This window comes from Streptococcus mitis (assembly GCF_000722695.1).
Classification (GTDB): Bacteria; Bacillota; Bacilli; order Lactobacillales; family Streptococcaceae; genus Streptococcus; species Streptococcus mitis_O.
The window spans coordinates 1-15,151 of the sequence record NZ_JPFU01000004.1 but is presented as its reverse complement, the minus strand read 5'-3'; the positions used below and the strand labels follow the sequence as shown (position 1 = coordinate 15,151).

Below are 15,151 nucleotides of genomic sequence, written 5' to 3'. Positions count from 1 at the left end.
TGCAGTCCTTTTTGTTAATCTTCAAGCGATCTTAGACACGCTGTCATTCCCCACTTAAAACGCACAATCAAACGAGATTGAATATTTTTCAACTGATCTGGTTCAGAATTACCTGATAAAACAATTTGCGTTTTCCTACCAAAGAAAGAATTAAAGAGATTGAAAAATTTTTCTTGAATCATATCATCTTTTTCTCCCAATACCTGAATATCATCTACTAGTAGAAGATCCAACTCCTCACCTCTAACTTTTTGTATTTCTAGCTCATTTTCTAATAAGTTTTCGGCAGAAATATATTTTACTCGCTTTTCTGGATTGTTCTCAAGAACCTTATTTACAATTGCTTGAAGGAGATGTGTTTTTCCTGAACCCGATTCCCCATAAATATAAAATGGATTGTATTTTAAGCCTAAGTTCTTTACTACTTCTACGGCTTCTTTCTTTGCTAAAACATTACCATCTTTTTCTACAAAATTTTCAAATTGATATTTTTTATTTAAGCCTGTATTATTCATCATTTAAACCTCTTTCTCTTTTATACCATAAGTATAACAAAACAGATGGACAATATTTGTCCGTCTGTTATTTTTTTTTAAAACAATTCATCAAACAAACTGAGCTGGTTATCCTCGGGCATATTGCCCAGAATCCCCATTTCATCCATCCTTTCAACCAAGGTTGATGAGAGTCCGCCACGCTTGCGCAATTCTGTTTTAGAGAGGAATTCTCCCTCTTCACGCGCTCGCACTAACTGCTTGGCAACGTTCTCTCCCAGACCATCCATTGCTACAAATGGCGGAATGAGGGTATCTCCATCAATGAGGAATTCTGTCGCCTGACTACGGTAGAGATCAAGTTTGCCAAACTTGAAACCACGCTCCCACATCTCATTGACAATCTCAAGAGTTGTATAGAGGTCAATTTCCACATTAGAGGCTTCATTGTTCTTCCGTTTTTCAGAGATTTCTTCCATTCTGCGTTTGATGGCATCCAAGCCCGCACCCATGGTCTTGATATCAAAAGCCTTAGCACGGATGGAGAAGTAAGCACAGTAATAATAAATTGGATGGTGAACCTTGAAGTAGGCCACACGCAAGGCCATCATAACGTAGGCTGCCGCATGGGCTTTAGGGAACATGTACTTGATTTTCCCACAGGACTCGATATACCACTCTGGCACCTTGTTGGCCTCCATAGCTTCGATATAGCCATTTCGTTCCTCTTCGGAAATCTTCAACCATAAGCCCTTACGTACCCTTTCCATGATAGTAAAGGCCATCTTAGGCTCGAGGCCAGCATGCATGAGGTAAACCATGATATCGTCCCGACAACCGATAACGGTCGACAGATCCGCAATCCCTTGCTTGATTAAATCCTGAGCATTTCCCAACCAGACATCGGTACCATGGGATAATCCAGACAGCTGAAGCAACTCCGCAAAGGTCGTCGGATGCGTCTCGTCTACCATCCCACGTACAAAGTTGGTTCCAAACTCTGGAATTCCCAGCATGCCCGTTGGCGTTCCGATTTGTTCAGGAGTCACCCCTAGCACGTCAGTCCCAGAAAAGAGTGCCATCACGCCTTCGTCATCCATAGGAATTTCATTAGGGTCAATACCAGACAAATCCTGAAGTTTCCGAATCATGGTCGGATCATCATGCCCCAGCACATCGAGTTTGAGGACGTTCTCGTCGATATCATGGAAGTTAAAGTGAGTCGTTTGCCATTCAGCCGTCACATCATCCGCTGGATACTGGACAGGCGTAAAGTCGTAGACATCCATGTAGTTAGGAATAACAACAATTCCCCCCGGGTGTTGGCCTGTTGTCCGCTTGACACCAGCTGCACCTTGAGCGAGGCGTTCCACCTCTGCATCACGATAAAACTTCCCATAGTCCCGCTCGTAACCCTTGACAAAACCATAGGCAGTCTTGGCAGCCACCGTACCAACTGTTCCTGCACGGAAGGCATATTCTTCACCAAAGATATCACGCACATCCAAGTGGGCTCTAGGCTGGTCTTCTCCCGAGAAGTTCAAGTCAATATCGGGAACCTTGTCCCCATCAAAACCAAGGAAGGTCTCGAAAGGAATATCTTGCCCATTTTTACTGAGTTTGTGACCACAGTTTGGACAGTCCTTATTGGGCATATCAAAACCTGAACCGTAAGAACCATCGGTGATAAACTCACTGTACTGACACTGACCACAGACATAGTGAGGAGAGAGAGGATTGACCTCTGTAATCCCAATCATGGTCGCAACAAAACTGGAACCGACAGACCCACGAGAACCAACCAAGTAGCCCCGTTCATTAGAACGTTGCACTAGCATCTGGGAAGCCAGATAAATCACAGCAAATCCATTCCCCAGAATAGAGGTTAGTTCTTTTTCAATCCGCAAATCGACAATATCTGGTAGCGGATTTCCATAAATCTCAAAAGCTTTCTTATAGGTCAACTCAGCAACCGTCTCTTCAGCCTTGTCGATGAAAGGCGTATACAAGTCCCCCTTAACCACCTCAACAGGTTCAAAGATTTCTGCCAAGGCATTGGTGTTTTCAATAACTAGTTTGTGTGCCAGTTCCTCTCCCAAGAAGGCAAATTCATCCAACATCTCATTGGTCGTTCGAAAATGAGCCTTGGGAAGTGGTGCTGGTTGGGCATGTTCCCCGTGACCGATAGTTCGGTTAATCATCGCACCCTGTCCCAAACTACGGACGATAATTTCACGATAAATTTCTTCTTCCGGTTCGATATAGTGAACATTTCCGGTAGCCAGAACAGGCTTACCAAGACGGTCTCCCACTTCTATCAAACTTTTGATAATGGTCTGGAGTTCTTCCATATCCTTGACCTGCTCCTTGGCAATCAAGGGAGCATAGATAGCTGGTGGCATGACCTCGATAAAGTCATAATACTTGGCCACCTCAACCGCCGCATCCACACCTTGGGAAACGACTGCATCAAAAACTTCACCTTCTGCACAAGCTGAACCTAAAATCAAGCCCTCCCGATGGGCATCTAAAACCGTTCTCGGAATTCGTGGCACCCCTTCAAAGTACTTAGTATTGGACAAAGAAACTAGCTTAAAGATATTTTTTAGACCTACCTGATTCTTGACATAAATAGTCGCATGCTTGATCCGAGCTTTTTTATAAGAATCTGGACTAATCAAATCAATGTTAAGTCTAGCCAAATCGGTCACACCATGTTTTTCTGCTACCTCTTTGATAAAGATAAAGAGCAGACGCCCCGTTGCTTCCGCATCGTAGTTGGCCATGTGGTGATGTTCTAGGGCCACACCAAAACGCTTGGTCAAAGGTCCCAGACCATGACGTTTATACTCAGGATAGAGGTTCCTAGCAAACTCAAGTGTATCAATCACTGGCTGACTAATCTTTGGCAGACCATGACGCTCATAATTGGCATTCATAAAGCCAACGTCAAAGGTCGCATTGTGGGCAACTAGGACCGTATCCTTGCAAAATTCTTGGAATTCTTGCAAAACTTGTTCCAGTGGTTTAGCATTTTTTACATGATCATCTGTAATTCCGGTCAACTCAGTAGTAAAAGCTGACAAGGGATGTCCAGGATTGATAAATTCATCAAATTCAGCAATAACATTCCCCTTGTACATCTTAGAGGCCGCAACCTGAATCAAATCATTATAGATGGCTGAAAGCCCCGTCGTTTCCACGTCAAAGACCACATAGGTTGCTTCTGACAAGTCCATCTCCACTTCGTTGTAAACGATAGGAACACGGTCCTCCACGATATTGGCTTCCATTCCATATATCAGCTGAATTCCCGCTTTCTTAGCCGCCTTATAGCCATGTGGGAAGGACTGGACATTTCCATGATCCGTGATGGCAACCGCCTTATGTCCCCACTTAGCAGCTGTCGCAACAATCTCTTCGACCTCTGGCAAAGCATCCATAGCCGACATGTTAGTATGAGCATGAAACTCAACTCGACGCTCACCTTCTGGCATCAAATCCTTCCGCTCATAGTGAACAACTTCCTGCACATCCTGCACATTCATAGTCAAATCGCGTGTGAAGTTATTCATCTCCACATTCCCACGGACTCGGAGCCAAGAATTTTTCTTAATTAGATCAAATTTCTGAGCCTCTTCCTCGTTCTTAACCCACTTTTGCATCGAAAAACTGGAAGTGTAGTCTGTCATTTTAAAGTTGATCAAAACACGCCCTGTTCTGGTCACTTTTTGCTCCACATCAAAAACAACCCCTTCAAAGACCAGACGATTTTCCTCAGTCGTCACTTCAATCATAGGAGTAATCTCTGCCTTATCCAGCTTCGGTTTAGCTGCAGCTTTTTTCGCTTGAAAATCAAAGGCTGGTTTCTCTTCCGCTGGAGGAGGTGCCATCTGTTCTAGTTGTTCCATAGCACGGAGCGCTTCCTCATTGGCAGCTTGAACAATCTGCTCATTTTCAGCATGAAAGGCCTCTTCCTGCTCTTGGGTCAGCACATCATTTTTCTCTACTTGACAATTAAAAGTTGGAAAACCAAACTTTTCAAGTTGTTTCGCTAAATTAGGAAGATGATTCTTCTTAAAATGTTCCTTATCAATCGCCTCAGAGCCTTCAATAAAGAGTTGATTGCCCTCCGCACGAACTCGCAAATTCTGATAAAGGGACTTAAAACCTTGACTAGCACATGGCCCCTCAGAAAAAGCCTCTCTATAGTAGGACTGCAAGAGTTGATTTGAAAATTCTTGAGACAGAGCCTTGATTTCGAAAACAGCTTTATTGCCTGTCTTAGAAAATTCTTCACTCAAACCTTTCTTTAATTCTAAAAAGATTTCAATCGGTAAAATATTAGAAAATACGAAATGAAACTCCCATACCTTACTAATTTTATGAACCACAACTCGCTCAATATCAGCCTGTGATAAAGCAGGATCCTGTCTCATTTCAGTAGGTATCCCCAGTTGATTCATCAAAATTTCAAAACTGTTTGACATTCATTTTCCTCACATTATTCTCCTACTATTTTACCATATTTAGAGGCATTTTCTAAAGACAAAAGGAAGCCACCAAGTGACTTCCTTCTAGAGTGAGGACTGATTAGTCTTCACCTTTGTTTTTCTTAATAATTTCTTCTTGTACTGACTTAGGTACATCTTCGTAGTGGTCAAATACCATCATGAATGTACCACGTCCTTGAGATGCAGAACGAAGAACTGTTGCGTAACCGAACATTTCAGCAAGTGGAACGTAAGCACGAACGATTTGGCTGTTACCGTGTGCTTCCATACCATCTACACGTCCACGACGAGCAGTTACGTGACCCATAACATCACCAAGGTTTTCTTCTGGAACAGTGATTGTTACAAGCATCATTGGCTCAAGGATAGCTGGTTGTGCTGATTTAGCAGCTTCTTTAAGGGCAAGTGAAGCCGCAATCTTGAAGGCAGTTTCAGATGAGTCGACATCGTGGTATGAACCATCGTAAAGTTTAGCTTTAACGTCAACCATTGGGTAACCCGCAAGAACACCGTTAGCCATAGATTCTACCAAACCTTTTTCAACCGCTGGGATAAATTCACGAGGAACCACACCACCGACGATTGCGTTTTCGAATTCAAATCCTTTACCTTCTTCGTTTGGAGTAAATTCAATCCATACATCACCAAATTGACCTTTACCACCAGATTGACGTTTGAAGAATCCACGTGCTTGAGTAGAAGCGCGGAATGTTTCACGGTAAGATACTTGAGGAGCACCTACGTTTGCTTCAACTTTGAACTCACGACGCATACGGTCAACAAGGACATCAAGGTGAAGCTCACCCATACCAGAGATAACTGTTTCACCAGTTTCAACGTTTGTTTCAACGCGGAATGTTGGATCTTCTTCAGCCAATTTTTGAAGGGCGATACCCATCTTATCTTGGTCAGCCTTAGATTTTGGCTCAACCATCAATTGGATAACTGGTTCTGGAACATTGATTGACTCAAGGATGATTTTAGATTTTTCATCTGTCAATGAGTCACCAGTAGTAGTATCTTTCAAACCAACGGCAGCAGCGATATCACCTGAGTAAACAGTGTCGATTTCTTGACGGCTGTTAGCGTGCATTTGAAGGATACGTCCGATACGCTCACGTTTACCTTTAGAAGTGTTCAATACGTAAGAACCTGATTGAAGAACACCTGAATAAACACGGAAGAATGTCAAACGACCTACGAATGGGTCTGTCATAATCTTGAAGGCAAGAGCTGCAAATGGCTCTTCATCAGATGCTGGACGAGTTTCTTCAGCGTCTGTATCTGGGTTAATACCTTTGATAGCTGGGATGTCAAGTGGGCTTGGAAGGTAGTCAATAACCGCATCAAGCATCAATTGAACACCTTTGTTCTTGAAGGCAGAACCACACAATACTGGGAAGAATTCAACGTTGATAGTCGCTTTACGGATACCAGCTTTCAATTCTTCGTTAGTGATTTCTTCACCTTCGAGGTATTTCATCATCAATTCTTCATCAGTTTCAGCAACTGCTTCAACCAATTTTTCACGGTATTCTTGTGCTTGGTCAAGGTATTCAGCTGGAATATCTTCTTCAAGGATATCTGTACCAAGGTCGTTAGTATAGATTTCAGCTTTCATCTTGATCAAGTCGATGATACCACGGAAGTCATCTTCAGAACCGATTGGCAATTGGATTGGGTGTGCATTTGCTTGAAGACGATCGTGAAGTGTGCTTACAGAGTAAAGGAAGTCAGCACCGATTTTGTCCATTTTGTTGGCAAATACGATACGTGGAACTCCGTACTCAGTTGCTTGACGCCAAACTGTTTCAGTTTGAGGCTCAACACCTGATTGTGAGTCAAGAACGGTAACCGCACCATCCAATACACGAAGAGAACGTTGTACTTCGATTGTGAAGTCCACGTGTCCTGGTGTGTCGATGATGTTTACGCGGTGGTTGTTCCATTGAGCTGTTGTCGCAGCAGATGTGATAGTGATACCACGTTCTTGCTCTTGCTCCATCCAGTCCATTTGTGACGCACCTTCGTGAGTTTCACCGATTTTGTGGATTTTACCAGTGTAGTAAAGAATACGCTCAGTAGTTGTTGTTTTACCAGCATCGACGTGAGCCATGATACCGATATTACGAGTTTTTTCAAGTGAAAATTCGCGTGCCATGAGGTTTATTTCTCCTATTTATTTTTGATTTCTATTCTATTATAACACGATTTTAATAAAAACGGATAGGCAGGACCTACCCGTTCTCAATGTTTTCATGCTATTGTTAGTTTCAACTTACAAGCTGGTAAGTTGAGTTGTAGCTAAGAGCTGATTGAGCTCAATTGAACTCAGGCTAAAAGTTTGGAAAATAGATAAGCTTTCCTAGAATCGTTGATTCCGCGTCAAGCTTCCTAATTTTCAGTCGCTTTTTTAACGCCCTTAGTATCTTATTCTTACCAACGGAAGTGTGCGAATGCACGGTTAGCTTCAGCCATACGGTGAGTGTCTTCACGTTTCTTAACAGCTGCACCAGTGTTGTTAGCAGCATCCAAGATTTCTTTTGCAAGACGGTCTTGCATTGTGTGTTCACCACGAAGACGAGCGATTGTTACCAACCAACGAAGTCCAAGTGTTGTACGACGTTCTGGACGAACTTCAACTGGGACTTGGTAGTTAGAACCACCAACACGACGTGCACGTACTTCAAGTACAGGCATGATGTTTTCCATAGCTGTTTCAAATACTTCAAGTGCATCGTTTCCAGTAGCTTCTTTGATTTGTTCAAAGGCACCGTAAACGATTGAAGCAGCTGTACCACGTTTACCATCAAGCATAACGCGGTTGATAAGACGAGTAACTAGTTGTGAATTGTAAAGCGGATCTGGCAATACGTCACGTTTTGGAGCTCTATTTTTACGACTCATTTCTCTTTATCCCCTTTCCTTATGCTTTTGGACGTTTAGTACCGTATTTAGAACGGCCTTGTTTACGATCGTTAACACCTGCAGTATCAAGTGCACCACGGACGATATGGTAACGTACCCCTGGAAGGTCTTTTACACGTCCACCACGAAGAAGCACCACGCTGTGCTCTTGCAAGTTGTGTCCGATACCTGGGATGTAGGCAGTAACTTCGATAAGGTTGCTCAAACGTACACGAGCGAATTTACGAAGGGCTGAGTTAGGTTTTTTAGGTGTCATTGTTCCAACACGAGTTGCAACACCACGTTTTTGTGGTGAAGAAACGTTTGTTTGAACTTTTTTATGACTGTTGTAACCAACGTTCAAAGCTGGTGATTTAGATTTTTCTACTTTTGATTTACGCGGTTTGCGAACCAATTGGTTAATTGTAGGCATCTACATTCTCCTGTGTTTTTTATTTTTGGTGATGATACACTTGGTGACAGCTATCATCTGTGTGTACTTTTGCAACATTTGTCAGCACGTCCCTGTACACTCTTGAGAGACCAAAAGTAAAAAGTACCGTCTATTATTGTAACAAAATTTTCCCTTAGTTGTCAAGATATTTTTCTTTTTTATTGTTAATTTTAGCTCTTTTGTAGTGCTCCCTAAAAAAGAAAAAGGAGGAATCCCACCCTCCTAAAGTTAGTATTGTTCCATTCAATCCCATCAATTTTAGCACATAATGTTCAGAAAAATATTATACCATCACAACCAACCAGATTCTTTCGCGATATTAGCTGCCTCTGTTCGATTACCTGCATCTAGTTTCGAAAGAATATTGGTGACATAGTTTCGGACTGTTCCGTTGGATAGATAGAGTTTGTCTGCAATTTCTTGGTTAGAGAAGCCCTGAGCAATTCCCTTTAAAACTGCGATTTCTTGTTCTGTCAACGGATTGGGATGCGTCATCACCACTTCCATCAATTCAGGCGAATACTCCTTGCGTCCTTCTAGGACGGTGTGCAAGGTTTGCATGAGGTCTGCAATGTTTCTTTCTTTTAATACATAAGCATCTACTCCAGCCTTGACCGCACGTTCAAAATACCCAGGACGCTTGAAGGTCGTCACCACAACCACCTTTGTTTCTAGATTTTCTGCTCGTATCCACTCCAAGACTTCAAGACCTGTCTTAACAGGCATTTCTACGTCAAGGATGGCGATATCTACAGACTCCTTTTCTAATAGTTGGATTGCTTCTTGCCCATTCTTGGCTTGAAAGACAGACTCTACATCCGGTTGAAGCGTGAGCAATTGACACATAGCATCTCGCAACATACTTTGATCTTCTGCGACTAATACTTTCATCTACTTTCTCCCCTTATAAGGTAGTCGAACCTGAACTTCTGTCGGTTCTTTCCAACTAATTACCTTTACTTCTCCTGAAAATGGAAAAACACGATCTCGAACTGTATGGAGCTCATCCCCTTTTAGAGAAGCGAAGCCACAGCCATCATCACTTACTGTTAAAATGAGTTCTTTCTCTATCCGTTCTAATTTTAAGTAAGCTTTCGATGCTTTTGCATGTTTGATGATATTGGTCACTAACTCAAGCAAAATCATGGAAGCCGTTGACTCCAATTCCTGAGTTAGGCTAGCAGTATCTAGTTGGTTATCCGTTTCCACCTTAATTCCAGCAATTTCTAACATCTTTTTCACAGTCTCTAGTTCGGATGTCAAAGTTCTAGACTTAAGATTTTCCACAATGGTTCGTACTTCACGCATTGATTCTTTGCTAATTTGCTGTATTTCTCTTAATTCCTTTTCCGCCTGTGGATAAGCCTGTATCTGCAATAACTGCAAGGCTAGATCTGTCTTGACACTCAGCATGGCAAAGGTATGTCCCAGACTATCATGCAAATCCTGACCGATACGACTGCGTTCATTTTCAGCAAGCAATAGATTTATCTGGGCATTTTGCCTAGCCTGTGCTTCTTTCAAATCCTCCACAATACGAATCCGAATCAAGCCAAAAGTCATTAAATCGACAAAAGCAAGAATTACAAGTAGATAGAATAGAAACTCAACTTCGATTCTCTGAAAAATCAAAAGTTGGCCCACAACAAGGACTTGAGCAAGAAGAAAAGTCCAGACATGTAAAGACTTTAAACCACCTACGCTGAAATGATAACTTAAGAGATTGGATAGGAAAAAGAAAAACCAGATATAATTAACAGCAACAAAGGCAGTATTCCCAACTACATAAGTCAGCATGAGGCCCCAATATAGCCAAGATAGGCGCTGGCTCTTAGTTGTTAAAACACCCAAATACGCCACTACAAATAGAATATCAATCAATAAATGCCAGGCAGAAAGCCACCCAGTCACTACAGGTAGGATGGGGAAAATCATAAAAATTAAACTGGCCCAAAACATATAATGTATGCTTTTCAGTCTTTCAAGCATTAATCATTCTCCTTATGACCTTGAAGGTAAATGGTCAAACCAAACAAAACTGCTGAAAAAACAAGTAAATAAACTGTGGCTGATAGATTGATGCCACCCTCGTTTAAGAAGGTCTTGACCAACTCCATCAACTGATAGCTTGGTAAAGACTTACCAACTGCTTGCATCCAGTCTGGAAATAAAGAGATAGGCATCCAGAGTCCGCCTAACACAGCCAAGCCTAGATAAAGAAGATTACCCACGACAGTCATCAGCTGACTAGTTGGTAAGAGAGTCAAGGTCAAGCCAAGCGCTACAAAGGCAATACTTCCCAAAATAAGCAAAATCGCAGCACCAACCCAGCTTGCTAAAGGCATATCCACACCTCTTACAAAATGCCCAACTGAGAAAACCACCAAGATTGAAACCAAATAATCAACCAGCATACTTGTTATCTTTGATAGATAATATTCTACCATATTTACAGGGCTATGACGTAATGTTTTCTGCCAGTTGTTTATCTTATCGGTATGTAAAACAACTGGGAATGAGAAGATAGCTGTCGACATCATGGAAAAGGCCGTCATGGAGATAAGATAATCACGCATAAAATTCGCGGGTCCACCTGGTGTGTCCTGATACATGCCAGAAAAGAATAGATAGAAGGCTGTCGGCATCCCTACGGATAATAGATAATAGACTAATTGTCGTTTGGTCAATAGAAATTCTATCTTATTTAATGCTATCCATTGTTTCATCTTAGTCATCTCCCTTTTGTGTTTCTTCAAAGATTGTATCCAGCAAGCTACGATTATTGACTTCAATTTCTTGTATGTTACATCCCGCTTGAACTAACAGTTCCCAGAAAGCATCCGCTTCGCGTGTGACTACTTGCAAGGCATCTTGTTTTTGTACCCACCTTTCAACCAAGACTGACTTCTCAACGACTTCCTTGTAAGCTAGAGGAAGGATAAAATGCTTTTCAATCTCCTCACTACGCATAGCTAGAGGCGTCGTATCACGAATCAACTCTCCCTTATTTAAAACCAAAATCCGGTCAGCTGTATGCTCTACTTCTTCGATATAATGGGACGAATAGAGAATGGTGACTCCCTGCGCTTTTAGGTCCTGAACAATTTCCCAAAAACGTTGACGGGTAGAGGTATCCATGGCAGCAGTTGGCTCATCTAAAAAGACAAGCTTTGGTCGCCCAATTAAGGTCAAGACAAAAGAGAAAAGACGCTTTTGTCCACCTGATAATTTTTCTGCGAATTGCTCTTTTTGTTGCTTATCAAACTGTAATAGTTGATCGATTTCCTGATTACTCAAGTGATTTGGATAAATTTTTTGAAAGAAAGCAATCAACTCTTTTACCTTTAGTTTCTGAACGATTACATTCTCTTGAGGGAGGTAGGATCTTGTATAGTCTAACTTAGAGCTCGTTACCGGCAAATCTTGGATAGATACTTGCCCACTGGTGACCAATTTATCTCCAAGCAGACAGTCCAAGAGTGTGGTCTTCCCAGCACCATTGGGCCCAATCAAGGCGACGCATTCACCTTCAGCTACCTCAAAGGAAATATCCTTCAAAATAGCCTTGCCCTTGATGTTTTTATTTAGGCTTTCTACCTTAATCATGTTCATGATATTCTCCTTTCAGCCACTCCTCTCCCATAGGAAAGGCGATAAAAATCATAAATCCTAGTCCCCAGACACCACGGATGAATTGGTGAAGGAAGGCTTGATCAAACCAACCTGTAAACATTTCTACCAACCATACCACTAGTGATAGTCCAATAAAAAGATAGAGAAACGCTTTTTTCATTTTTCAAACTCCTTTTTCACATCTGAGACTAATTTCAAACCTTCTCTGATAAGCCAAGACATCATTCCAAAGCCAGCAAAAAGCTCCCAAGGAAAATGGTAGAAATCCTCATCCAATCCCGAAAACATGAGATAGGTCATAACTCCTGCTGCTACTAAACTCATTGCGACAATTACTTTATGTTTCATTTTTTCTTCCTCCACTTGATACATCTAGTATAATTCTTTGAAGGTAGAATCACTAGAAGTTTCTGTCATGAGGAGATATGACAAATGTCATAAAAATTCTGTTCAAAACAAGCAAGATACACTATACAATAAAACACAAATAGAAAAATTTAAGACAGCTTCCTCAAAAGAAATATCAAACCCCATTCACACTATAATGTAAACTAATACTTACCTAAACTCGTAATAGAAGCAATTTTTATAACATTGAAACATATATTATAGGTTCAACAAAAACTCTTCTATTGCTTTATTAAGAATTAATAAGAGTTATAAAATCTATAAAATTTCAATGTGTATAATTAACTACCGTATTATTAAACAGAGTAGGAAACAAAAAAGTATACTCTGATTTTCAATGAAAATCAGAGTATAAAATGAATTACTGAAAATCGAGTAGGGGATAATCTCTAGCCCCTCTCACACCACCGTACATGCCGTTCGGCATACGGCGGTTCAACTAACTTTTAACGCATGTCGTTCAAGGTAATAATCCAAACACGAAACCAGTCCACGTTTCTCAAGGACTGGTTTTGATATAGCACGTTTAAGTACCGACTTCTGAGCTACTAATTGATAATGGTCGCCCCAGCCAGATACCTTATCTGCTATCCATTTAGGAACTCCTAACTTAAGCAATCCCCATAATCGTCTAGATTTCTTCTTCCATTGCTTCCAGATAATCACTCGTAGGCGAGTGCGCAAGCGCTCATCTATGCTGGTGACAATACTTTTCATATTTCCCAATGAGAAATAGTTTATCCATCCTCGAATGGACAAATTCAGTTGTTCAATACGTCTTGTTAAGTCTATACTCCATTTCCTCTGTGTTAGTTTCTTCAATTTAAGCTTAAATCTCCGAACACTATCTTGATGGGGGCGACTTTTCCAACCAGCTGATGATTTCCAGAACCCGAAACCTAAATATTTCAACTCTCTTGGTCTAGTAATCTTAGTCTTGGTTATGTTTTCTTTCAAACCTAGCCGTTTCTCAATAAAACGACTGACTGAATACATCACACGCTTAGCAGCAGCCTCGCTTCCGACCGTAATCACACAATCATCTGCGTAGCGCACAAATCGAAGTCCCCTCTTTTCTAATTCCTTATCCAATTCATTAAGCATGATATTGGATAAGAGAGGAGATAAATTTCCTCCCTGTGGTGTGCCAACTAGCGTTTTATGACGCTGACCGTTAATGATAACACCTGAATGAAGATACTTACGAATCAAGGATTCCGTATCTCCGTCTTCGATAATGTTATGTACTAAGGACATCAATCTATCTTGAGGAACTGTATCGAAGAATTTCTCAAGGTCTATATCCACTATCCACTCATAGCCGTCATTTAAGTACTCTAAGAGCTTCATGATGGCTTTTTCACATGACCGATTTGGTCGGAACCCATAACTCGTTTCAGAGAAATGGGGTTCACAAATGGGGGTAAGGACTTGAATAATGGCCTGTTGAATCATTCTATCCATAACTGTTGGAATTCCTAGTTGACGGATGCCTCCGTTTGGTTTGGGAATCTCAACTCTGAGAACTGGTTGAGGCTTATATTTTCTTTGTTTTATCCGTTCCTTAGTCAGGCGCCAGTTTTGTCTGAGATAATTATCCATCTCTTCGATAGTAATTCCATCAATCCCAGCTGAGCCCTTATTGGATTTTACTTGATTGTAGGCTTCCAGCATATTTTCGCGTGATAATATCTTATCTAGCAATTTTGACATGTGCGTATTCCTTTCTTGTTTTGGTGCCTGAGGGACATCTTATATTGGTGAACCTTCATCTAGTCAATACGTGATAGAGTCCAGTTCTATCAGACCGTTCGTTTTACAGACACAAGTGAAGTAGGATTACTTCAATTAGTTGTTCACCCCTTCGCTCCACTTCCATTACAGAAGTTTCCTCACTACTATGGGCTCGGCTGACTTCTCATGATTCGTTGTTACTACGCTTTCAGCGCTCATGAGACCTCACGGGATAAGTTGTACATCTTTCCTCGTTTACTCTCGTGATTTACGCATATAGGTTACGACTACCTTTTTGGACTTTAGAGTTTGAAGCCCCCTTATCCGCTATATACGCCTTACTATCACGTTCCTGTTCGTAGAGCCACGATTTCGCTATCCCTTCCTCTCCCCGCTACCTCACGATAGTCAGGCTTGGGAATCGCTATTGGGTTCACCGGTAGCGGGTGCCCACGGAGGACTTACACCTCAGATGTACGACATGCCCGTCGTACTTCAAAAAAGAGAGAAGCAAACTGTTTCTCTCTTAATGTATATAATATCTAGTTAAATAAAAAAGATACGCTTACGCATCTCTGTAATGAATCGGGAAGACAGGATTCGAACCTGCGACACCTTGGTCCCAAACCAAGTACTCTACCAAGCTGAGCTACTTCCCGAGTTAAAAAGAAAAATGCACCCTAGAGGAGTCGAACCTCTAACCGCCTGATTCGTAGTCAGGTACTCTATCCAGTTGAGCTAAGGGTGCTCATTAGTTTATGCCGAGGACCGGAATCGAACCGGTACGATCGTTACCAATCGCAGGATTTTAAGTCCTGTGCGTCTGCCAGTTCCGCCACCCCGGCCTCTCTAAGCGAACGACGGGATTCGAACCCGCGACCCCCACCTTGGCAAGGTGGTGTTCTACCACTGAACTACGTTCGCACTATTTTCTTCTATCTAAAAATGCCGGCTACATGACTTGAACACGCGACCCTCTGATTACGAATCAGATGCTCTACCAACTG

At 41.7% G+C, this 15,151-nt stretch carries 12 protein-coding genes and 4 tRNA genes; all 16 read right to left on the bottom strand.

Annotated elements, in window-relative coordinates; all coding sequences use genetic code 11:
* Positions 1-14: 14 nt before the first annotated feature.
* Positions 15-518, bottom strand: a complete 504-nt coding sequence (locus tag SK629_RS01400; protein ID WP_042900267.1) for a DnaA ATPase domain-containing protein — start codon at positions 516-518, stop codon at positions 15-17.
* Positions 519-592: 74 nt separating this feature from the next.
* On the bottom strand, positions 593-4,984 hold the full coding sequence (locus SK629_RS01395) for a PolC-type DNA polymerase III (RefSeq protein WP_042900266.1): 4,392 nt from the start codon (positions 4,982-4,984) through the stop codon (positions 593-595).
* 103 nt (positions 4,985-5,087) lie between these two features.
* A complete protein-coding gene (fusA, locus tag SK629_RS01390; protein ID WP_000090355.1) occupies positions 5,088-7,169 on the bottom strand; it encodes an elongation factor G in 2,082 nt (693 codons plus the stop codon).
* A 275-nt stretch (positions 7,170-7,444) separates the two neighbouring features.
* A complete protein-coding gene (gene rpsG / locus SK629_RS01385) occupies positions 7,445-7,915 on the bottom strand; it encodes a 30S ribosomal protein S7 (RefSeq protein WP_000087873.1) in 471 nt (156 codons plus the stop codon).
* Between the two features lie 19 nt (positions 7,916-7,934).
* Positions 7,935-8,348, bottom strand: a complete 414-nt coding sequence (gene rpsL, locus SK629_RS01380; protein ID WP_001142332.1) for a 30S ribosomal protein S12 — start codon at positions 8,346-8,348, stop codon at positions 7,935-7,937.
* Positions 8,349-8,660: 312 nt separating this feature from the next.
* Positions 8,661-9,260 carry a response regulator transcription factor gene (locus SK629_RS01375; RefSeq protein WP_042900265.1) on the bottom strand — a complete coding sequence of 200 codons (600 nt, stop codon included), beginning with the start codon at positions 9,258-9,260 and terminating at the stop codon, positions 8,661-8,663.
* Positions 9,261-10,358: a sensor histidine kinase gene (locus SK629_RS01370; protein ID WP_042900264.1), complete on the bottom strand. Its 1,098-nt coding sequence runs from the start codon at positions 10,356-10,358 to the stop codon at positions 9,261-9,263.
* Entirely contained in the window at positions 10,358-11,095 is a 738-nt protein-coding gene (locus SK629_RS01365; protein ID WP_042900263.1) for an ABC transporter permease, read from the bottom strand. Before SK629_RS01365 ends, SK629_RS01370 begins: the two co-directional genes overlap by 1 nt.
* A gap of 1 nt (position 11,096) precedes the next feature.
* The gene (locus tag SK629_RS01360) at positions 11,097-11,981 is read right to left on the bottom strand and encodes an ABC transporter ATP-binding protein (protein WP_042900262.1); all 885 of its coding nucleotides are present in this window, start codon (positions 11,979-11,981) and stop codon (positions 11,097-11,099) included.
* A complete protein-coding gene (locus SK629_RS01355; RefSeq protein WP_042900261.1) occupies positions 11,968-12,162 on the bottom strand; it encodes a hypothetical protein in 195 nt (64 codons plus the stop codon). The genes SK629_RS01360 and SK629_RS01355 overlap by 14 nt, the downstream gene beginning before the upstream one ends.
* Positions 12,159-12,350: a hypothetical protein gene (locus SK629_RS01350; protein WP_012972435.1), complete on the bottom strand. Its 192-nt coding sequence runs from the start codon at positions 12,348-12,350 to the stop codon at positions 12,159-12,161. Before SK629_RS01350 ends, SK629_RS01355 begins: the two co-directional genes overlap by 4 nt.
* 495 nt (positions 12,351-12,845) lie before the next feature.
* A complete protein-coding gene (ltrA, locus tag SK629_RS01345) occupies positions 12,846-14,123 on the bottom strand; it encodes a group II intron reverse transcriptase/maturase (RefSeq protein ID WP_042900260.1) in 1,278 nt (425 codons plus the stop codon).
* Between the two features lie 606 nt (positions 14,124-14,729).
* Positions 14,730-14,803, bottom strand: a tRNA-Pro gene (locus SK629_RS01340).
* 15 nt (positions 14,804-14,818) lie between these two features.
* Positions 14,819-14,892 (bottom strand) — tRNA-Arg (locus SK629_RS01335).
* Between the two features lie 11 nt (positions 14,893-14,903).
* Positions 14,904-14,989: transfer RNA gene (locus SK629_RS01330), tRNA-Leu, on the bottom strand.
* Positions 14,990-14,996: 7 nt separating this feature from the next.
* A tRNA-Gly gene (locus tag SK629_RS01325) sits at positions 14,997-15,068 on the bottom strand.
* Positions 15,069-15,151 lie beyond the last annotated feature (83 nt).

Coding starts and splice junctions, on each gene's coding strand:
- rpsG (WP_000087873.1), bottom strand. CDS start 7,915: ATGAGTCGTAAAAATAGAGCTCCAAAACGTGACGTATTGCCAGATCCG.
- SK629_RS01370 (WP_042900264.1), bottom strand. CDS start 10,358: ATGCTTGAAAGACTGAAAAGCATACATTATATGTTTTGGGCCAGTTTA.
- SK629_RS01365 (WP_042900263.1), bottom strand. CDS start 11,095: ATGAAACAATGGATAGCATTAAATAAGATAGAATTTCTATTGACCAAA.
- rpsL (WP_001142332.1), bottom strand. CDS start 8,348: ATGCCTACAATTAACCAATTGGTTCGCAAACCGCGTAAATCAAAAGTA.
- ltrA (WP_042900260.1), bottom strand. CDS start 14,123: ATGTCAAAATTGCTAGATAAGATATTATCACGCGAAAATATGCTGGAA.
- SK629_RS01400 (WP_042900267.1), bottom strand. CDS start 518: ATGATGAATAATACAGGCTTAAATAAAAAATATCAATTTGAAAATTTT.
- SK629_RS01360 (WP_042900262.1), bottom strand. CDS start 11,981: ATGAACATGATTAAGGTAGAAAGCCTAAATAAAAACATCAAGGGCAAG.
- SK629_RS01395 (WP_042900266.1), bottom strand. CDS start 4,984: ATGTCAAACAGTTTTGAAATTTTGATGAATCAACTGGGGATACCTACT.
- SK629_RS01350 (WP_012972435.1), bottom strand. CDS start 12,350: ATGAAACATAAAGTAATTGTCGCAATGAGTTTAGTAGCAGCAGGAGTT.
- SK629_RS01375 (WP_042900265.1), bottom strand. CDS start 9,260: ATGAAAGTATTAGTCGCAGAAGATCAAAGTATGTTGCGAGATGCTATG.
- fusA (WP_000090355.1), bottom strand. CDS start 7,169: ATGGCACGCGAATTTTCACTTGAAAAAACTCGTAATATCGGTATCATG.
- SK629_RS01355 (WP_042900261.1), bottom strand. CDS start 12,162: ATGAAAAAAGCGTTTCTCTATCTTTTTATTGGACTATCACTAGTGGTA.